General features: G+C 40.5%; 22 protein-coding genes. 3 read left to right on the plus strand and 19 right to left on the minus strand.

Annotation, left to right across the window (positions count from 1 at the left end):
• Positions 1-51 precede the first annotated feature (51 nt).
• From opuFB to NSQ36_RS19030, 7 genes are all read right to left on the minus strand, one after another.
• Complete coding sequence (gene opuFB / locus NSQ36_RS19000; protein ID WP_253621947.1) at positions 52-1569, minus strand: osmoprotectant update ABC transporter permease/substrate-binding subunit OpuFB; 1518 nt, start codon at positions 1567-1569, stop codon at positions 52-54.
• Positions 1562-2527, minus strand: a complete 966-nt coding sequence (locus tag NSQ36_RS19005) for an ABC transporter ATP-binding protein (protein WP_253621946.1) — start codon at positions 2525-2527, stop codon at positions 1562-1564. The genes opuFB and NSQ36_RS19005 overlap by 8 nt, the downstream gene beginning before the upstream one ends.
• A gap of 210 nt (positions 2528-2737) precedes the next feature.
• Positions 2738-2977 (minus strand): 30S ribosomal protein S18, encoded by a 240-nt coding sequence (gene rpsR / locus NSQ36_RS19010; protein ID WP_008347556.1) that lies wholly within the window; start codon positions 2975-2977, stop codon positions 2738-2740.
• 40 nt (positions 2978-3017) lie between these two features.
• Complete coding sequence (ssbA, locus tag NSQ36_RS19015) at positions 3018-3563, minus strand: single-stranded DNA-binding protein SsbA (RefSeq protein ID WP_003215157.1); 546 nt, start codon at positions 3561-3563, stop codon at positions 3018-3020.
• Between the two features lie 36 nt (positions 3564-3599).
• Positions 3600-3887 carry a 30S ribosomal protein S6 gene (rpsF, locus tag NSQ36_RS19020; protein WP_003215073.1) on the minus strand — a complete coding sequence of 96 codons (288 nt, stop codon included), beginning with the start codon at positions 3885-3887 and terminating at the stop codon, positions 3600-3602.
• Between the two features lie 108 nt (positions 3888-3995).
• Complete coding sequence (ychF, locus tag NSQ36_RS19025) at positions 3996-5096, minus strand: redox-regulated ATPase YchF (RefSeq protein WP_003214682.1); 1101 nt, start codon at positions 5094-5096, stop codon at positions 3996-3998.
• A 216-nt stretch (positions 5097-5312) separates the two neighbouring features.
• On the minus strand, positions 5313-5519 hold the full coding sequence (locus tag NSQ36_RS19030) for a DUF951 domain-containing protein (protein WP_012011910.1): 207 nt from the start codon (positions 5517-5519) through the stop codon (positions 5313-5315).
• A 294-nt stretch (positions 5520-5813) separates the two neighbouring features.
• Here NSQ36_RS19030 and NSQ36_RS19035 point away from each other — a divergent pair, with 294 nt between their 5' ends.
• Both NSQ36_RS19035 and NSQ36_RS19040 read left to right on the plus strand, forming a co-directional pair.
• Complete coding sequence (locus NSQ36_RS19035) at positions 5814-7133, plus strand: hydrolase (protein ID WP_050944672.1); 1320 nt, start codon at positions 5814-5816, stop codon at positions 7131-7133.
• A 15-nt stretch (positions 7134-7148) separates the two neighbouring features.
• Entirely contained in the window at positions 7149-7559 is a 411-nt protein-coding gene (locus NSQ36_RS19040; protein ID WP_003215287.1) for a hypothetical protein, read from the plus strand.
• A gap of 25 nt (positions 7560-7584) precedes the next feature.
• Here the strand turns inward: NSQ36_RS19040 and NSQ36_RS19045 are convergent, their stop codons facing one another.
• Positions 7585-8640, minus strand: coding sequence for a hypothetical protein (locus tag NSQ36_RS19045; protein WP_081106482.1), 1056 nt, complete (start codon positions 8638-8640; stop codon positions 7585-7587).
• A gap of 72 nt (positions 8641-8712) precedes the next feature.
• Between NSQ36_RS19045 and yyaC the strand changes: the two genes are divergently transcribed.
• The gene (yyaC, locus tag NSQ36_RS19050; RefSeq protein ID WP_253621945.1) at positions 8713-9339 is read left to right on the plus strand and encodes a spore protease YyaC; all 627 of its coding nucleotides are present in this window, start codon (positions 8713-8715) and stop codon (positions 9337-9339) included.
• A gap of 25 nt (positions 9340-9364) precedes the next feature.
• On the opposite strand, the gene NSQ36_RS19055 is transcribed toward yyaC, so the two are convergent.
• The 11 genes from NSQ36_RS19055 to rpmH form a co-directional block, all read right to left on the minus strand.
• A complete protein-coding gene (locus tag NSQ36_RS19055; RefSeq protein ID WP_253621944.1) occupies positions 9365-10219 on the minus strand; it encodes a ParB/RepB/Spo0J family partition protein in 855 nt (284 codons plus the stop codon).
• Positions 10212-10973 (minus strand): sporulation initiation inhibitor protein Soj, encoded by a 762-nt coding sequence (soj, locus tag NSQ36_RS19060; RefSeq protein WP_034620351.1) that lies wholly within the window; start codon positions 10971-10973, stop codon positions 10212-10214. Before soj ends, NSQ36_RS19055 begins: the two co-directional genes overlap by 8 nt.
• A gap of 237 nt (positions 10974-11210) precedes the next feature.
• The gene (locus tag NSQ36_RS19065) at positions 11211-12035 is read right to left on the minus strand and encodes an orthopoxovirus pf05708 family protein (RefSeq protein ID WP_253621943.1); all 825 of its coding nucleotides are present in this window, start codon (positions 12033-12035) and stop codon (positions 11211-11213) included.
• Positions 12036-12153: 118 nt separating this feature from the next.
• On the minus strand, positions 12154-13029 hold the full coding sequence (gene noc, locus NSQ36_RS19070; protein ID WP_003214896.1) for a nucleoid occlusion protein: 876 nt from the start codon (positions 13027-13029) through the stop codon (positions 12154-12156).
• A gap of 105 nt (positions 13030-13134) precedes the next feature.
• Positions 13135-13854 carry a 16S rRNA (guanine(527)-N(7))-methyltransferase RsmG gene (gene rsmG, locus NSQ36_RS19075; RefSeq protein WP_003215161.1) on the minus strand — a complete coding sequence of 240 codons (720 nt, stop codon included), beginning with the start codon at positions 13852-13854 and terminating at the stop codon, positions 13135-13137.
• A gap of 13 nt (positions 13855-13867) precedes the next feature.
• Entirely contained in the window at positions 13868-15754 is a 1887-nt protein-coding gene (gene mnmG, locus NSQ36_RS19080; RefSeq protein WP_212046501.1) for a tRNA uridine-5-carboxymethylaminomethyl(34) synthesis enzyme MnmG, read from the minus strand.
• A 17-nt stretch (positions 15755-15771) separates the two neighbouring features.
• A complete protein-coding gene (mnmE, locus tag NSQ36_RS19085; protein WP_253621942.1) occupies positions 15772-17151 on the minus strand; it encodes a tRNA uridine-5-carboxymethylaminomethyl(34) synthesis GTPase MnmE in 1380 nt (459 codons plus the stop codon).
• 402 nt (positions 17152-17553) lie between these two features.
• Entirely contained in the window at positions 17554-18177 is a 624-nt protein-coding gene (gene jag / locus NSQ36_RS19090; RefSeq protein WP_003215074.1) for an RNA-binding cell elongation regulator Jag/EloR, read from the minus strand.
• Complete coding sequence (gene spoIIIJ, locus NSQ36_RS19095; protein ID WP_095117972.1) at positions 18174-18956, minus strand: YidC family membrane integrase SpoIIIJ; 783 nt, start codon at positions 18954-18956, stop codon at positions 18174-18176. Before spoIIIJ ends, jag begins: the two co-directional genes overlap by 4 nt.
• Positions 18957-19114: 158 nt before the next feature.
• Positions 19115-19474, minus strand: a complete 360-nt coding sequence (gene rnpA, locus NSQ36_RS19100; RefSeq protein ID WP_003214983.1) for a ribonuclease P protein component — start codon at positions 19472-19474, stop codon at positions 19115-19117.
• A 78-nt stretch (positions 19475-19552) separates the two neighbouring features.
• Complete coding sequence (gene rpmH, locus NSQ36_RS19105) at positions 19553-19687, minus strand: 50S ribosomal protein L34 (RefSeq protein ID WP_008360908.1); 135 nt, start codon at positions 19685-19687, stop codon at positions 19553-19555.
• Between the last annotated feature and the right edge of the window lie 620 nt (positions 19688-20307).

Here is a 20307-nt window from a genome sequence, read left to right on the forward strand (position 1 = left end):
CCTTTTAAAAAAGCAGGTCTGCTTTTACATAACAGACCTGCTCTTCCATGATTATCGCAGTAATTTTTTCTTTTTTAAATAGGCTTTCGCTACCTGATATGCATCCTTACCATTCACATTCACTTCATAATTCATTTCTCTCATCTCATCGTCTGTGATTTGACCACCAAGCTTATTGAGAGAAGCCTCAATCTCAGGGTACTCCGTTAATGTCTCCTGCCTTAACAGCGGTGCTCCTTGATATGGCGGGAAAACATGCTGATCATCATCAAGCACCTTTAATTTGTATTGCCTCAATTCACTGTCTGTCGAATACGCATCGACTAAATTGATATCTCCTTTTTGAATCGCTCGATACCGAAGCTTCGGTTCCATCGTCACTACATCATCAAAGGAAAATTGATAGGTCTTTTGAATACCTCGATACCCGTCCTGTCGATCAGAAAATTCTAAGGTGAATCCAGCCTTTATGCGATTCTTGATTTTAGCTAGATCAGAAATATTGGATACATCATATTGATCAGCCAGCGACTGAGGCACGGCTAAAGCATACGTATTGTTGTAAGCCATCGGCTCAAGAAGGCGGAGCTGAAAGGATGATTCCAAACCGCGCCGCGCTTGCTCATACACTTTTTCTTTATCTGTGCTTTTCGCTGTTTGTTTAAGGAACTCAGAAATTGCAGTACCCGTAAACTCAGGATAAATGTCAATATCACCAGAACGTAAAGCTTGAAAAACAAAAGACGTCTTGCCAAGACCAGGCTTAAGATTGACTTGAATATCCGTATCCTGTTCAATTAAAAGCTTATACATCGAGATCAGAATTTCAGGCTCTGATCCTAGCTTTCCACCGATGGTGATTTCTTTTTTTTCTTGTTGAAAAAGTGCTGGGCCCGCGACAATAGCTCCTGCAATCACAGCAAAAACCGTCACAGAAATCACAGTCTTTTTAAAAGAAATTTTCTCAAATGTACGCAGCACCACATCAAATAAGAGTGCGAGTAAGGCTGCTGGTATAGCGCCAATGACAATGAGTGACATATCATTTCGGTCAATTCCCAGCAAAATCAGACTTCCTAATCCCCCAGCTCCGATCAGTGCGGCAAGAGTGGCAGTTCCCACAATGAGAACCATCCCGGTTCGGATACCTGCCATGATAACTGGCATGGCCAGAGGCAGTTCCACCTTTAATAACCGTTTACGATGATTCATTCCCATGGCAAGCGCCGCTTCCCTCAGGGAAGGATCGACCTCCTGAATACCTGTATATGTATTTCTTAAAATAGGGAGTAGGGCATAAACGACAAGCGCAATAATCGCAGGCACTTGCCCAATCCCAACGAGAGGAATCAGCAAGCCAAGCAGCGCAAGCGACGGGATTGTTTGCAAGACCGCCGTCACCCCAATCACCCATTCTGCAAGCTTTGGCACCCTCGTTAAATAGATACCTAAGGGAATGGCAATCAAAATGGCTAAAAATAAAGCAATAAACGAAATTTGAATATGCTCAAGCAAGGCGTGTCCCAATTGTTCTTTTCGATCCAATAACACACTGATCCAATCATTCATGTGACTCGCCCCTCTCTCTAGGAGAATCAGCTAAAAACTGAATCACCGCTTGACGATTCACTAGTCCAATTCGCTCCCCATCCTTTTCCACAGCCAATTCCTCATGCTTTGCCAATTGGGATAAGACCTCATCCAGCGTGGTATGTGCTGTGATCACTTCATAGCCTAAAAGAGCCTCGTGAGCCATTGGTCTAGCCAAGACTTCTAGCTCAAACGCTTGTTGTCCTACATGGCGAGCAGCCCCGGAGACAAACTCCCGAACAAAAGCATTGACTGGGTGTTGAACCAATTCCTCTGGACGACCAATCTGCACCACTTTCCCTTCCTTCATGATACAAATTCGATCACCAAGCCTCATCGCCTCCTGCATATCATGCGTCACGAAAACAATGGTCTTTTGAATACGGCGCTGCAAATCAAGCAGATCATCCTGCAATTTCTCCCTCGTTAGTGGATCTAACGCACTAAATGGTTCATCCATCAGAATAATCTCAGGATCAGCTGCAAGTGCACGTGCCACACCGATACGCTGCTGCTGTCCACCAGATAGCTCTGACGGCTTCCGATGTCGATACATAGCAGGATCAAGCCCAACCATCTGCATCAATTCATCCACTCGCTTTTTAATCTCGTTCCGACTCCATTGCTTGAGCTCTGGCACCACAGCGATATTTTCTTCAATGGTCATATGAGGAAAAAGAGCAATTTGCTGCAGAACATACCCAATATCCCAGCGCAGCTCATACATATCATAATCATTTATATTTTGACCCTTTATGTAAATCTCACCTTCTGTAGAAGAAATGAGACGATTGATCATTTTCAATGTCGTCGTTTTCCCGCTTCCACTAGGTCCAATGAATACAAAAAACTCACCCTTTTGAATCTCTAAATCAACGGATTCAACGGCATAACGCTCATCTGAAAATTGCATCGATACCTTCTTAAATTCAATCATCTTCCCACGCCCTGACTGCAATTATTTTCTAGACTACCAATATGACAGATCGACCCCATATTTGTATAGAACAAACTGTCACTTTTACTCTCTTTTACATACTTCCCCTAAGGAGCCCGCCAAAAACAGCTCTAGTCAGTTCGGATGAGATCTTCTTGAGACAATAAAAAAAGCGGAGAGCTCGAGGCTCTCCGCTTTTAAGTCAACGACTTACTCACCAGTAACGTATGGAAGTAATGCCATTTGACGTGATTTTTTAATCGCTAATGTCAATTTACGTTGATACTTAGCGCTAGTTCCTGTTACACGACGAGGTAAAATTTTACCACGCTCAGAAACAAACTTTCTAAGAAGATCAACATCTTTGTAATCGATGTGCGTGATACCGTTAGAAGTAAAGAAACATACCTTACGACGTTTCGCACGACCGCCTCTGCGTCCACCTGCCATTTGTTTTCACACCTTTCCTTTAGTCAATTTTTCAGATCAATTAGAATGGCAAATCATCATCGGAGATGTCAATCGGTTTACCATCATTCGCAAATGGGTCATCATTGAAGCTATTTCCCTGATTACGATTTTGTTGGTTGCTTTGATTGCCATATGGATTTTGACTTGGTTCATTTCCGAATGGATTCTGATCGTTTTGGCTACCGCCATAATACTGGCCTCCGCTATTGCCACCGCCGCTGTATCCACCTGAACCAGCACCGCCGCTCTTAGGCTCAAGAAATTGAACACTTTCAGCTTGAACTTCTGTCACGAAGACACGCTGTCCTTGCTGATTTTCATAGTTTCTTGTCTGCAAACGACCGTCTACACCGGCAAGACTTCCTTTTTTCAAGAAATTAGCCACGTTCTCGGCTTGTCTTCTCCAAGTAACACAGTTAATGAAATCGGCTTCACGCTCTCCAGATTGATTCGTAAACGTACGATTCACAGCTAGAGTAAACGTGGCTACAGCCGCACCATTAGGCGTGTAGCGAAGCTCAGGGTCTTTTGTTAGTCTTCCGACCAATACAACACGGTTTAGCATATTGAAAGACCACCTTTAAATATATATTTCAATGATTTATACTTCTTCTTTAACAACAATGTGGCGAATGATATCGTCACTGATCTTAGCTAAGCGGTCAAATTCTTGAACTGCTGCAGCGTCAGATTGAACGTTTACGATTTGGTAGAAGCCTTCACGGAAATCGTTGATTTCGTATGCAAGACGACGTTTACCCCAATCCTTTGTTCCAGTGATCTCCGCACCGTTTGAAGTTAACACGTTATTGAAACGCTCGATAACTGCTTTTTTAGCCTCATCGTCAACTGTTGGGCGGATGATGTACATAACTTCGTACTTTCTCATCTGATTGCACCTCCTTTTGGTCTAAGCGGCCCTATACGGGCAAGGAGCAATAAATTATATTACTCACAATTGTATATTATAACAAATTACTTGGCCTATGACAAGAACCTATACATTAAAACGGAAATGAATGACGTCTCCATCTTTCACTACATATTCTTTACCTTCTAGACGGACTTTTCCAGCCTCTTTTGCAGCAGACATGCTTCCACCAGCAAGTAAATCTTCATATGCAACCGTTTCAGCACGAATAAACCCACGTTCAAAGTCCGTATGAATGATTCCAGCACATTCCGGTGCCTTCATTCCCTTTTTAAACGTCCAAGCGCGTACTTCCTGCTCTCCTGCTGTGAAATAAGTAGCTAAACCAAGAAGTGAATAAGATGCTTGAATCAGCTGATCTAGACCTGACTCTTTGATGCCAAGCTCTTCAAGGAACATCTGCTTCTCTTCTCCTTCAAGCTCTGCAATTTCAGACTCGATCTTCGCACATACGACGATGACTTCAGCATTTTCACTAGAAGCAAACTCACGGATTTGCTGCACATATTCGTTGCCGTCATGATCTGCTACTTCATCCTCACTCACATTTGCTACATAAAGAACTGGTTTAGATGTGAGTAAATGAAGCTGTTTCACAAGCTTTTGCTGCTCATCTGTAAATTCTACAGATCTTGCCGATTTCCCAGCTTCAAATGCGTTCATTAGCTTCGACAAAATATCAAATTCAGCTACCGCTTCCTTATCCTTTTGTTTTGCAAGCTTACTGACACGAGCCAAACGTTTTTCAACTGTTTCTAAATCAGCCAAAATCAACTCTAAATTAATGGTTTCGATATCTGACACAGGGTCAACCTTACCTGATACATGTGTGATGTTATCATCTGCAAAAGCTCTCACCACGTGACAGATCGCATCTACTTGACGAATGTGAGAAAGGAATTTATTCCCTAAACCTTCACCTTTTGAAGCCCCTTTGACAATACCAGCAATATCAGTGAATTCAAAAGCAGTCGGAACTGTCTTTTTCGGCTGCACCAATTCTGTTAGTTTTTGCAAACGTTCGTCTGGAACTTCTACAATTCCGACGTTTGGATCAATGGTACAAAACGGATAGTTAGCAGACTCCGCTCCAGCCTGTGTAATTGCATTAAATAGCGTTGACTTCCCGACGTTAGGTAAGCCAACAATACCAGCTGTTAAAGCCATTCTTTCATCTCCTCTATATCAAACGTGCTCGTTATACTGCGTAATATGAACCTAGAGCAATTATAAGTAGGTTTACATGAAAAGACAAGCTAACCGTTATGCATTATCAATAGAAGAAACATTGCCAAAAAGAATAAATCAATCCTTCAAAACAGGAATTTGCATCTAATTCTTCTATACAAAAGAAGAATTTCATCAAAAAAGCATGAGGCCTACTTAAGCAGTTGGCTCCTCATGCTTGACGAGAATTTTCTTCATTTTTCTTTCAAAGTCTCTTCTTGGGATCATGACGCTATGCCCGCAGCCTTCACATTTAATGCGAATATCCATGCCCAACCGAATCACTTTCCACCGATTGACACCACATGGATGGGGCTTTTTCATTTCAACGACGTCATGTAACCCAAACGCTTTGTCTGCCATCAGCTTTCACCTCTCTTGCTCACTTCATTGAATCTATTGTACAAAAAAACGGCGATGAAGAGCAATGCACAAAGCAAAGACCCTCTTTCAATCGTTCATCCTATTCTTTTTTATAGAAAAAACCCTTCTTTTAGATCATTTTATTTGTGACCAATAGTTACTTAAACTCCGCTTTTTTTCAATATTGTCACAAACACCGTAGGTCAAAAGGTTTTTATTGGTAGAACGCTGTGGTTTTTCCATATTTTTTGATTTATGATATCTGCATAAATGTTATGTGAGGGAGCAGGTACGATGGTCAATCGAAAGGATAGATTAACTGATAAAGAATATAAAATCATATCCGATCATGCTGGAAACATAGACAATTACCAGCAGCACCATACGATAGAAATAGGTCAGCAAACGCTCACTGTCCATGATTTTCTCAAGGTCGATCATCAATTATATGGTTTAACGATGCAGCCTGAACAATCAGACGAGTTCATCGTCGCTTTTCACTGTCCGATGCCAAAGCAAATGCCGGTGACCTCGCCACAAGATGTACACACCGCGGCACAGTCATTGCTCAAAACGGATTATGCCTATCCAATTGAAAGGAAGTCCCTTGATAGCAATCAAGATCATGTCTTTTTTAAAGGGAAGGAATACATAGAGCAAGTCAGCCAGAAGCATCCCAATGCAGGTATCTATCTCACTGGACAAGCCCTTGCCGGTGCTGTTTGTGCTTATGTTGCAACAGAACAGCCAGCTGTCAAAAAAGCCGTCACCTTTGATAGCCCAAATATATGGAGCAGTTTGGCGCCTTCGATTCAGCAGAAAGCGCAGCAAGGTCAATATAAACGGATCTTGACTGAATATATTCAACCCAGTCATTATGTAGGTTTACTCAATCGCCATGATCATGGAGTTGGTCAAGTGAAGTACACCGTACCGCCAAGGCAGCAAGGCGACGCCCAAGAATCCGTTAAATATAAACAAAGAGAAATTGACACCTTTTTAAAATCAGCTTTTGCGTCTATGAATATAGAATGGAACGAATCCTTTGATACAAATGCCTTTTTAGCTCTTATTTCTGGGAGTTTAAAAGGAAATGGGTATTCATTCCACAAAGATGGATCTGCCCGGATTTTAGATGAACAGCTTGATCATAATACAAGTTTTACAGCCTTGCTGTTGCAAGAAATCCATTCTGGACGTGCATATGCACAAAGCGGTCTAGAAATTATCATAAAATCCCATTTACTGAAAAATTCATCCTACGATCTCCAAAGTGTGATTGAACATGAAGTACACACTATATTTGATAAAATCGATGGGATCGATGAAAGTGTAAAAGACGCCGTCCAGCATGTAAAACAAGAGCTCAAAGGACTCGTCGGCTTTGGCCACTATGATTTATTAAGTTCAAGTGATGTGGAAGCATTGGTAGAAGAAGTGAGGATGGAACAACATCATTCCTCCTTTTATTCACACGAAAAACAACTGAATGCCCTGTACACCTTGAGAGATTACGAACAAGAACTTTCTTCCCTTTCAAGACATATGTACACAATGGGTGATGATTACGCCAAGGCAGATAGGCGCCTTGCGATGCAAATGGGTATTCATTAAGAAAGGAGTCGCCGCATGATCAATCAAAATAAACCTCCTAGTGACGCCCAGCGTTTCTTGCAAAATGTGAGTACCCGCCGATCCATGTCTGTATTTGAAAATCAATCGGCACCACAAACGCAAACGCAGTCCCCAGAAGAAATAGCCGCAATTCAGGCCCTACGAAGAGAAGGACAGCGAAAAGATCTAAAACGGCTGCTCAAAATGCGACTGCATGACGAATTAGCAAACACTCGCGTGCACTTGGAGTATCAATTGTCTAAAACCGAAGACATGATCAACCAGACGACCATTGTCAAGCAACACATCTCCCAGCATTTAAAGGGACAAGCCATTTCAGAATTAGAGGAACGCCTTCAGCGTCTCAAGCAAATGCCAGTCTATGATGATATCAAAGACGCCATTGACTCTATTCGGATAAAATAAGCACAGCTCTGACAAAGAGAGGTGCTTATTTTATTTTATCAATATAATTTTTAGGGCGAGAAAATATCTTTTTACTTAAAATCGGATATAGCATTAAACAGACAAGCAAATAAAGATTCAGCAAGCTGTATATCGGATACAAGAAAGCAATTAAATCGGCAAACCCAAGAGATGTCAAAGGCGCCATCAACAGAAGCATCACGAACACAACCAGCCAGCGGGGCAATGGTACAAAAGAGAGCATTCGGCTCGATAAACCAAATAAACCTGCCGCTGTCGTCGTATAAATGGCTAGACAAAGGACAACAGTCATAAACACAAACAATGATGTCGGCGCTCCTTCTAATACTGTAAACAAAGGAATGCCTTCTGCTGATAGGCTCCCAGAAATATCAACCAGTATTTCGTTATACACGTACGAGATGACCCCAAAAATCAAGCCACTTAATATACTCGCCACTTTTGCCTCGCCAAGCCCCTTCATTTCTTTTCCAACCGAAGACAGCACTGCGACTACAGATAATATATTCAAAGAAGCAAAGACAATGCTGGCAGGCCAATTGTACTGCTGCCCAAAATCAATCCGCCACATATGATCATGGTTCATATAATAAAAAACAAATGCATAGATGAGCCCCGCCACCAAAATTGGTATAATGAAAGCATTCACAGATAAAAGCCCTTTCACATCCCAGAAAAAAATCATAAATGAAAATAAACAAAATGCACCGATACCCACCCAAAATGGCACATGATACATCTCGAGCGTCACTCCGCCACCGGCAATCATGACTGTCGTTGTCGTGAATAAATAAAGGACAATTAAAACATCATACACTTTAGCCAGCCATGGACCGACAAGCCGCTCTAGCACTGGCACAAAGTGATCGGCACGTACCTCATAACTGATTTTTAACACCACATAGGTAGACAGCATGAACATCAATGTAAACAGTAGAATGGCTAGTCCACTATCAATACCAAAAAACTGCCAAATTTCTTGGCCGGAAGCATACCCCGCTCCTATTAAGCTTCCTAAAATTAAAAGCGTCCACCTTGAACCAGCCTTCCACACAATCATCACCTCATAGGTATAGAATTAAGCTTGTTTCCGTATACTGTTACTAACTACTATGACAAGGAAGTGAGACCTATGAATAGCAAGAACGGTCTTTTTTTTAGAAATAGGATGAAAGAATACGTGTCCCATACGGATACAAACGCCATTCAACAGCTTAAAAGTATTTTATTCTCGCATCTTCAGAAAGCAGGAAAAAGACCCGTTGCCATCGTTTGTATTGGAACAGACCGCTCAACTGGCGACTCTCTAGGTCCACTTGTTGGTACAAAGCTTTCAGGTCTTGATTTGAAAAAGCTTCATGTATATGGCACGCTCTCTGACCCAGTTCATGCGGTCAATTTAAAAGAAAAGCTCGCCGAAATTGAACAAGCTCATAAACATCCGTTTATTGTAGCGATTGATGCCTGTTTAGGAAGAGTGAAAAGTGTAGGCTCCTTCCAAATTGGAGATGGACCGTTAAAGCCTGGAGCAGGTGTACAAAAGGAACTGCCAGAGGTAGGAGATATTCATATTAATGGGATCGTCAATGTGAGCGGCTTTATGGAATACTTCGTTCTCCAAAACACACGCCTTCATCTTGTCATGTCTATGGCCAATACACTTTCTGAAAGTCTATCTCATATTGATCAAATGGATTGGACAAGAGAAAAAAGCCGTTCTCTCTTCGCTCCTATTCAAAATATCACTGGGAGAATATAAAAAAGACCATCTCGTATCAAGATGGTCACTCTGATGATTCTCTCTTAGAAAGCAATTCGAGAATTCTTTCTAAATCTTCGTTGGAGAGAAATTCAATCTCTATTTTTCCTTTTTTCTTCTGTTTCTTGATCGACACTGAAGTGCCAAAGTAGTTTTGTAAGAAAGACTCTCTTTCTTTCAACACTCGATCCTTTGGTGCTTCTTTTTTCTTTGTTTCACGTGGAACATTTTCGTTTAATTGCTGAACAAGTTTCTCAACCTGACGTACGTTTAACCCCTCGTCCACAATTTTCTTTACCAATGGCGCCAGCTTATTTTTGTTTTTCAAGCTAAGCAATGTTCTTCCATGACCCATCGATAACTTTCCATCTGCAATCAGCTTTTGTACTTCATCCGGTAAAGTCAAAAGACGGAGATGGTTCGCAATATGCGGTCTGCTCTTCCCTAATCGCTTCGCTAATTCCTCTTGCGTCACACTTAAGTGATCTAGTAAGGAAGCATAGGCTTCCGCTTCTTCTAATGGAGTTAAATCCTCGCGTTGCAGATTTTCTAAAAGGGCAATCTCTCTCATCAGCGTTTCTGAAAATTCTCTGACGATCGCAGGAATCGTTGTCAGACCAGCTTGTTGTGCTGCACGGAAACGACGTTCACCTGCTACAATGTCATATCCTTTAATCGATTTACGGACAATGATTGGCTGTAAAACACCGTGCTGCTGAATGGATTCTTTGAGATCAGACAATGCATCTTCATCAAACGTTTTCCTTGGCTGATACGGGTTTGGACGCAAATCCTTTATTTTGATTTCTTCAACCGTTTCTTCATTTGAGTCTACAGTGTTAAATAGTGCATTAATACCCTTTCCAAGACCTTTAGCCATTCGCATCCACTTCCTTTGCTAAGTCTAAATAGACATCTGCACCTCTTGAACGTGGATCATACAAGATAATCGGTTTCCCATGACTAGGCGCTTCACTCAGTCTTACATTTCGCGGAATCACGGTCTGATAGACTTTATCTCTGAAGTATTTCTTCACTTCTTCGATGACTTGAATCCCAAGATTTGTTCGTGCATCAAGCATTGTCAGCAGGACACCTTCAATGGCGAGATCCGTATTTAAATGTTTCTGCACGAGACGAACGGTGTTTAACAACTGGCTCAATCCTTCAAGCGCATAATATTCGCACTGTACCGGGATTAAAACGGAATCGGATGCTGTTAACGCATTAATCGTCAGTAATCCGAGTGATGGCGGGCAGTCAATAATCATATAATCATAATTTTGCTTAACAGATTCAAGTGCTCTCTTCAATCTCACTTCACGTGAAATCGTAGGCACAAGCTCTATTTCAGCCCCTGCAAGCTGTATTGTCGCAGGAATGACATCAAGATTTTCGACCTCTGTCGTCTTAATCACATCAAGAACATCTGCATCATCAACTAAAATATCGTACACGCACTTCTCTACGTCGGCCTTCTCAATCCCAATACCACTCGTGGCATTGCCCTGCGGATCAATATCAACTAACAACACTCGTTTACCTATGTATGCTAAACACGCACTCAAATTAACAGAAGTTGTCGTCTTCCCAACGCCGCCCTTCTGGTTGGTAATCGCTATGATTTTTCCCACGATGTCACCCACTTTCAACTTAACAAGTTTCTCATTCATTCATACTTCCTATTCTATCAAAAAAAGTATGAAACGTTTGCTTTTTTTGTTTCTCCATTATATATTCGTCAGCAAATGTCTATTTTCGTACATGAAAAGACGAACTTAAACGTAGTAAAAAATATATCGATATATCTTTTTTGAAGAAAAAGATATGCATAAAAAACCCTCACTTCCATCATAAGTGAGGGGCACTTGTCAAAAATGTAATCCACCAATTGTACGGCCTTCGTTCACAATAATCTTAGGGGTCACCGTTTTATAGCTTCTCTTTTTTAAGAATCCATAGGGGGTCTTAATGGTAAATGTCGCATGTCCTACAGCATCGCCTGTTTTGGCATAGGCCTGCCACACAATCTTTGAACAATAAGTCGGGTCCAGTGATTGAATAGACATGGTGATGGAGTATCGAGCCTTTGGATGAGCTTTCACATAATCGCGCGCCCATTCCCCAGCTAGGTCTGCTGTTTTCTCTTGATTAATACGAATGACCTTTGTATTGGCATTATAGCGAAACCAGTTAAGAATGAAATCAAGCTGAGGATGCTGTCGAAACCCTGGAATAGAAGCAAAGCTCTTCTCATTAATGACGATACCTGCATGTCCAACGATGCCCTTCAAAGCATCAGTGTTTGTCACCAATATATCCCCTTTTTTAGGCAAAATATCGGTACCAGGATACGGCTTTCCTAAAAGGCGCTTGATGGTGTGCGGCTTTTCATCCGTCACAAACTCATCCTGCTTGTTTTGTTGTAAGCCATAAGCCTTCAAATGATCGCCAGCTGAAATCAGGTCAATTGTGTCGTCCTGAGACTCATGCTCATGATTTAATTGATCTAAAGTGATCTCCTTCGAAACAACACCTTGTTTCTTCAGGACGTTCAGTTCTTTTTTGGTCAGCGGACTTTCTTCTGCAGGAACCGTTGGCGAATTCACAGCAAATGTGGTTGTTTCATTTGTAAAAAGAGAAAAAGAAAATAGTAAATAACAAATAATAACAAAATTCGTCTTTTTCATTTTCATCGAGTCATGTCACCTCCTTTCCTCTATGAAAATCATATTTTACCAATTTGTGAATAATAAGTAAATATAAAGTAGAACCAATAAAAAAAGCTGACGAGTGGCTCTCATCAGCTTTTTTCTATTTAGGAATCCGAATTGTTAATTGGATATATTCCTCAAATTCTTCTTCCTCGGTATTTATTTTAAGCCCGCTGTCTTCTACCATATGGAGAGACTGACGAATGGTATTCATCGCAATTCGTGTATCACGACTAAACGCCTTACGTTTTGGCTTCGGTTTGCGATCTGTTTTTTGTTCAAGCATTTTCACTACACGCTCTTCAGTCTGTTTTACATTCAGCTGCTTTTCGATGATTTCCTGCAATAGCGCGATTTGTAATTCTGGAAGCTTTAGGGGTACAAGTGAACGTGCATGCCTTTCAGAGATTTTTTTCTCTAGGATGGCCTGTTGTACCTCTTCAGGCAACTTTAAAAGTCTTAATTTGTTTGCAACAGTTGATTGTCCCTTACCTAGACGCTGAGCAAGCGCTTCCTGTGTTAAATCATGAAGCTCTAAAAGACGTGCATAGGCATGAGCCTCTTCAATAGCAGACAGCTCTTCTCTTTGCAAATTTTCAATCAATGCCACAGATGCCGTTTCCGTATCAGTAAAATCTTTTATAATAGCGGGGATTTTCTCCCAGTGAAGAGTCTGTACCGCTCTCCAACGTCTTTCGCCGGCGATCAGTTCATATTTTCCTTCTTCTTCTGTCGGTCTGACAACAATAGGTTGGATAATGCCATGGGTATGAATCGTCGTGGCCAGCTCATGTATCTTTTCTTCTGAAAAAATGGTGCGTGGCTGAAAACGGTTTGGCATAATTGTGTCGACCGGGAGCTCCTGTATCTCTTCCTTTAATGTATCATGCTCAGCAATCTCTGCCTCTATTTCGGTTTCACGCTCAGGATGTTCTTTGTCACCAAGCCCGAAGAAGCGTGAGAGTGAATGCTTCATGAACCTACACCACCTTTAAAAACTACCTTTTTATAATTCTATTTTCTCATGTTTTTTCCTTCTGTAAAATCTTAAATATTGAAGAAAAACCGACCTTTTACATGATCAACCTTCTATTGGTGATTTATTAGGTGTTCCTGGTTTTCTAGGATATTTTTTTGGTGTTTGCTTTTTCTTTTCAATGACAATGATGTTCCGTTCGCTTTCTTCTAAAGGAAGGACAAAGGAATGCTTTTCAACAACCTCTCCTCCGAGGACAGTAACGGCTTTCTTCCCTGCTTGCATTTCTTCATCAGCAGCAGATGCTTTTAATGCCACAAACAATCCTTCCTTTTTTACAAGGGGCAGACATAGTTCGCTCAAGACGGATAAACGCGCAACCGCTCTAGCAGTGACAAGATCATAGCTTTCACGCTTTTCCTTACGTTGTCCAAACGTCTCCGCACGATCATGATAAAAAGTAGTATCTTGTAAGTTTAACCCTTTTGCTAACTCATTGAGAAACGTAATTCGTTTCTGAAGAGAATCAACAATGGTCACATGTAGATGAGGGAAGCAAATTTTAAGAGGAATGCTTGGGAAACCAGCACCAGCTCCTATATCGCAAATCGTCGTTACTTTGTGAAAATCAATGAAAAATGATGCGGAAATTGAATCATAAAAATGCTTTAAATACACTTCTTCCTTTTCAGTAATGGACGTCAAATTCATTTTCTCGTTCCATTCTACAAGCATGCGGAAGTAAGTTTCAAATTGTTCAAGCTGCACAGGAGAAAGAGTCATCCCTTTCTCCTCTAGTGCTGCTGTAAATTGTTCAATGTTCATGCCGACATCCTTTCTATTCTGCTATCTTCGCAATACGTCCCTGCTCTAAATATACTAAAAGGATAGAAATATCAGCAGGGTTAACGCCTGAAATACGAGAAGCCTGTGCAACAGAAAGCGGTCGGACTTCTTTCAGTTTTTGTTTCGCTTCAGTTGCAATTCCTTTGATGGCATCATAATCAATACGATCAGGAATCTTTTTGTTCTCCATCTTTTTCAGCTTTTCAACTTGTTGGAGTGACTTTTCAATATAACCTTCGTATTTAATTTGAATCTCTACCTGCTCACACACATCAGAAGGAAGCTGTGTTTCAGCAGGAGCTAACTTCACAACTGATTCATAGTTCATTTCTGGACGCTTCATCAAATCACTTGCACGAATACCGTCCTTCAGCTCACTTCCACCAAGTGAACGAATAAATTCTTGTGTCTCTGCTGTGGGTTTAATGATGACAGAATATAAACGTTTTTTCTCTGCTTCAATGGCTTCTTTTTTCTGCTGGTATGCCTGGAATCTTTCTTGAGAAATTAATCCAATATGATAGCCAAGTTCAGTTAATCTTAAATCCGCATTGTCATGACGAAGAAGCAAACGATACTCTGCACGGGATGTCAAAAGACGGTAAGGTTCATTTGTTCCCTTTGTGACAAGGTCATCAATGAGAACACCGATATATGCATCAGATCGGCTTAAAATGACTTCTTCTTTACCCAATGCTTTTCTTCCTGCATTAATACCTGCCATAATCCCTTGACCTGCTGCTTCCTCATAGCCTGACGTACCATTAATTTGGCCGGCTGTATATAATCCAGAAATTTTCTTCGTCTCAAGTGTAGGCCACAACTGAGTAGGCACAATTGCATCATACTCAATGGCATAACCCGCTCTCATCATTTGTACATTTTCGAGCCCTGGGATGGTGGAAAGCATGCGCTGCTGTACATCCTCTGGAAGACTTGTAGATAATCCTTGAACATACACTTCCTGCGTATTACGACCTTCTGGCTCTAAGAAAATTTGATGTCTTGGTTTGTCATTGAAACGAACCACTTTATCTTCAATGGAAGGGCAGTATCTAGGACCAGTTCCTTTAATCATACCTGAATACATTGGAGAACGGTGAAGATTCTCATCAATAATTTGATGTGTTTCTAAACTCGTATAAGTTAACCAGCATGGCAGTTGATCAGTAATATATTCAACCGTTTCATAGGAAAACGCCCGCGGAACGTCATCACCTGGTTGAATTTCTGTTTTACTATAGTCAATCGAGTGACTATTCACTCGAGGAGGTGTTCCTGTTTTAAAGCGAACCAAATCGAATCCTAACTCTGCTAGGTGATCCGATAATTTGATGGATGGCTGCTGGTTATTTGGACCACTTGAATACGATAGATCCCCTAAAATAATGCGGCCTTTTAAGAAAGTCCCAGTCGTTAATACAACAGACTTCGCATGATAGTTTGCTCCTGTTTGGGTAACGACACCTTTACATTCATCATCTTCTACAATTAAATGATCCACCATCCCTTGAAGCATTGTCAGGTTCGGTTCATTTTCCATTGTTTTTTTCATTTCATGCTGATATTGGAACTTATCTGCTTGCGCTCTTAACGCACGGACAGCAGGTCCTTTCCCCGTATTCAGCATGCGCATTTGGATATGTGTCTTATCTATATTTCGTGCCATTTCTCCGCCCAGTGCATCAATTTCTCTAACGACAATCCCTTTTGCAGGACCGCCTACGGACGGATTACATGGCATAAAAGCAACCATATCGAGGTTGATAGTCAATACAAGTGTTTTGGCGCCCTGTCTTGCAGAAGCAAGAGCAGCCTCAACCCCAGCATGACCGGCACCCACGACGATGACGTCATAATTGCCAGCTTCATAACCCATTTCTTATGTTCCTCCCTTTACTTTCCTAAACAGAATTGAGAGAATAACTGATCAATCAAGCTTTCATGAACAGCATCTCCTATAATTTCACCGAGCTGTTCCCAGCAGCGTGTTAAATCTATTTGAACAATGTCGATCGGTACGTCCATTGCAATTCCTTCAAGAGCATCCTCAATTGACTGTTTTGCTGCCTGAAGTAAGGCAATATGCCTTGTATTACTTACATACGTTAAATCTCCACTTTCAATTGATCCAGTGAAGAACAGTGATTGAATCGCCATTTCTAGCTCATCAATGCCCTTTTCTTGTAATAATGATGTAGTGACCACCGGACGATCCTTCGCTAACTGCTTGACCTTTTCTACATCAAGCTTAGGCTCAAGGTCTGTCTTATTCACAATTACGATGATATCCATACCTGAGACAGCCTCAAAAAGCTTAATATCTTCTTCTGATAATTCTTCGCTATAATTGAGCACAAGTAAAATCAGGTCAGCTTCTTTTAAGACCTGTCTAGATCGTTCAACCCCTATACGCTCAACAATGTCCTCAGTCTCACGTATACCCGCAGTATCGACTAGACGGAGAGGTACACCTCTTACATTCACATATTCCTCAATGACATCTCTCGTAGTTCCAGGAATATCTGTGACAATCGCCTTTGTTTCCTGTACAAGACTATTCAGCAAGGAAGACTTACCAACATTCGGCCTTCCTATAATTACAGTGGATAAGCCCTCTCGAAGGATTTTCCCCTGCTGAGAGGTCGAGAGCAGCGACTCAATTTCTTTTTTGACCGATGTCGCTTTTTCCACTAAAACGCGATGTGTCATTTCTTCAACATCGTCATACTCTGGGTAGTCAATATTGACTTCAATATGCGCCAGTGTTTCTAGGATCTCGCCGCGCAGTCGCTGAACCAAACCGGAGAGTCGTCCCTCCATTTGAGTGATTGCTACATTCATCGCACGATCCGTCTTTGCCCGAATCAAATCCATGACAGCCTCTGCTTGCGATAGATCTATTCTTCCATTTAAGAAAGCACGCTTTGTGAACTCACCTGGCTCCGCTAATCTTGCTCCTTCTCTTAAAGCAAGCTGCAATACTTTATTGACCGTTACAATTCCGCCATGGCAGTTAATCTCAATAACGTCTTCTCTCGTAAATGTTTTTGGCGCTCGAAGTACTGACACCATGACCTCTTCTATTACTTGATCAGTCTTTGAATCCACGATATGACCATAATGAATGGTATGAGAATCCACTGATACAAGTTTTTTCTCCTTAGGCCCTTTATACATCCGATCAGCGATCTGTACCGCTTCAGGCCCACTTAAACGAATAATCGCAATTGCTCCTTCACCCATCGGTGTCGAAATGGCTGCAATTGTATCCATCGCTCAATCACCTCTTTCTCTACTTAATAGACAGTCTTTTATCTATTAAATGGACGTTGTCCATCTCTATATCAAAAACGCTTAATCCAAAATTTAAAGATACCATAAATGAAAGCGAAGTGAAAGTATCCTCCATCTAATTATCCACAGCTTGGCATCCTATCTATTTTAACACTTAACTTATCCACATGTGAATAACGACGTTCTCAACTTATCTTCACATCTTACACCGAAACCCAATAAATTTAAACGCCCCGATGCCTTTGTTTACTTGTGAAAATGGCATTTTCCACTCAAATTACACCCTAACTTTTTAGAAATAAAGGATGAATTTTCTATAAAAACACAATTTTTCAATAAAAAAAGACTAAAATCCAGCTTTGCTGAATTCTAGCCTTTCTGTTATTTTTTATACAGCACCACAACATGACGCTTGCTGCCTGTATCTTCCGATGCCGTTGCTAGTTCTTTAGAAAAAGCAGCGATCGTATCATGAATTACTTTTCGTTCGTTCGAAGGCATTGGTTCTAAATGAACCTTTCTCTTCGTTTTTAAAACTTTGTTTGCTGTCTTGACGGCATATTGTTCAAGTGCTTCTTGTCGCTTCTTCCTATAATCTCCAATATCAATGGTAATATGATGATACTGATCAGAATAGCGATTAAACACTAACTGTACCAAGGTTTCTAAAGAGTACAAAGTTTGACCTCTTTTTCCAATCATTAATGACGTTTTATCTCCATCAATGTGGAAAGAAATCTTTTTCGGTTCCTGTTTGGAAACAATCTTCGCTTTAGGATCAATTGATTTAACAATATTATCTAAATACTGTGTAGCTAATTTAAGAGCATTTCTCTTTTCTATCAATTTGACTACAGCTTGTCTTTTGCCAAATAATCCTAAGAACCCTTTATTTCCTTCATCAACTATTGTGATATCTACTTCTTCTTTTAGAAGCTGCATTTGTTTAAGTCCGGAATCTACTGCTTCTTCGATTGTGCGACCGACAGCAGTTATTTCCTTCATTTTTTATTCCCGCCAGCTTTTTCTTTTGTATCTAATTTTACTTGAGGAGTTTTAATCACTAATGTTTGGATGATCATGAAAATGTTACCTACAACCCAGTACAATGAAAGTGCTGCTGGGAAACTAATAGCAAATACAATGATCATAATCGGCATAACCCACAGCATGATCGCCATTTGAGGGTTGTCCGAAGGATTTCCAGCCATCATCAGTTTTTGCTGAATGAAAGTAGCTACCCCCGCAATGATCGGTAATAGGAACAATGGATCTGGACTGCCTAAGTCAAACCATAAGAATGTATGCTTTTTAATTTCTGCTGTTCTCATAATCGCATGATAAAAACCGATTAGGATTGGCATCTGAATTAAAATTGGGAAACAGCCAGCCAATGGATTGACGCCATTCTTTTGGAAAAGGGCCATTGTTTCCTGCTGAAGCTGCTGCTGAGTTTTTTGATCTTTAGAGCTATATTTTTCACGAAGTTTTTTCAATTCAGGTTGCAATGCTTGCATTGCTTTTGTACTTCTTAACTGCTTAATCATTAATGGTAAAATGAGCAAACGGATTAACAGTGTCACAATAATGATCGCAACCCCGTAGTTTTCACCAGTCAAATTTGCCATGTACGTGATTAATTGAGATAGCGGGTAAACAATATATGAGTTCCAGAATCCCTTACTATCTGATGTGATTGGTTCATTAATCTGTGTACATCCTGCCAATAGAACCAATGCGCCAATCAAGCTAAATATTAGTAATAATCGCCTTTTCAACAAGATTCCTCCCATTACTTCAAACTTTATTTAAGTTGGAATTGATTACGAAAGTGACTCACCTAATCAGTATGGTAACATTTTTTCATTACAAAGTGGTGGTTTCATTTTAATTCACTAGATGAAGGAAGCGCTTTTAAAAATTGATTCAACGAAAGTTTCTATTACGAAGACTTTTTCGGTTGTTGTTGATAAACAGCGGATTTTCTAAATAAATGTTGGAGAGACTTTTTTGTTTCTTCAAAGGTCAATTCACTTGCTGGTTTTCTTGCAATGACAATGTAGTCTTTTTCTTGCTTTAACTTATGACCTTCCTCTAAAAACACCTGGCGGATCAGTCGTTTAATACGATTTCTCATCACTGCATTACCAATCTTCTTACTGACAGACAATCCTAAACGCAGTTCATCTTGATTTGGTTGATCCAGCTGGTAAATAACGAATTGGCGGTTCGCCATTGATTGACCTTTTTTGAACACCTTTTGAAACTCTTCATTTTTTTTTAGCCTGTTTCGCTTCTTCATGTTTTCTTCCACTCCGATAAAAACTGACAGTTCAATTACGATTTTATGTAAAAAAGACCACTGACATTATTCAGTGGCCTAAGCTGATAATTTTTTTCTACCTTTGCTGCGGCGTCGCTTTAAAACTAGACGTCCGTTTTTAGAACTCATACGGCTGCGGAAGCCATGAACTTTACTACGCTTACGGTTATTTGGTTGAAACGTTCTTTTCATTTATGACACCTCCCTGAGGAATAGCTGTTTAAGACAGTCTAACTCATTATATTTGTGTAACCCATCGATTGTCAATATCAATGATAAAACTCTTATTATCAACCTTATAAGCATAACATAATTTATCAAACGAAGAAACCTTCTTTTTCAGTTTCCAACATTTTATTCTTTTTTTCCTCCTAAAAAGCCTCCAAAACAAGGGTGTGGATATTTTTCCGGCATATTTAGACTATCCACATCCATTATCGACATTTTTTTCACACAAATAACCGATGTGGATAATTATTTTTCAACAGGATGTAAAGTGTGTGGATAAGTTTGTGACACCCATTGCACCATCTCGTTTATTTTGATATTATATTTGTGTTTTAACTCTTAATTACTTATCTGACCTATTTGCGTTATCCACAATCTGTGGATAAGCTGTGGAAAGATATTACACAGGTTGTTGAATTGTTTATCCACAGGCTGTGTAATTTGTCGAAAAGACGTTTTTCTACTATATTATTTGTTTTCAACAATGTATGTGCACGAATGGTGATGACCATTTGCTCTTTTTCGTGTTCTATAACAGTTTGATACTGGTCATTTTAAAAAGAAAAGGAGGGGGGAGAAGCCTT

The organism is Bacillus sp. FSL W8-1143 (assembly GCF_037965155.1).
In the GTDB taxonomy this organism is placed as follows: Bacteria; Bacillota; Bacilli; order Bacillales; family Bacillaceae; genus Bacillus; species Bacillus pumilus.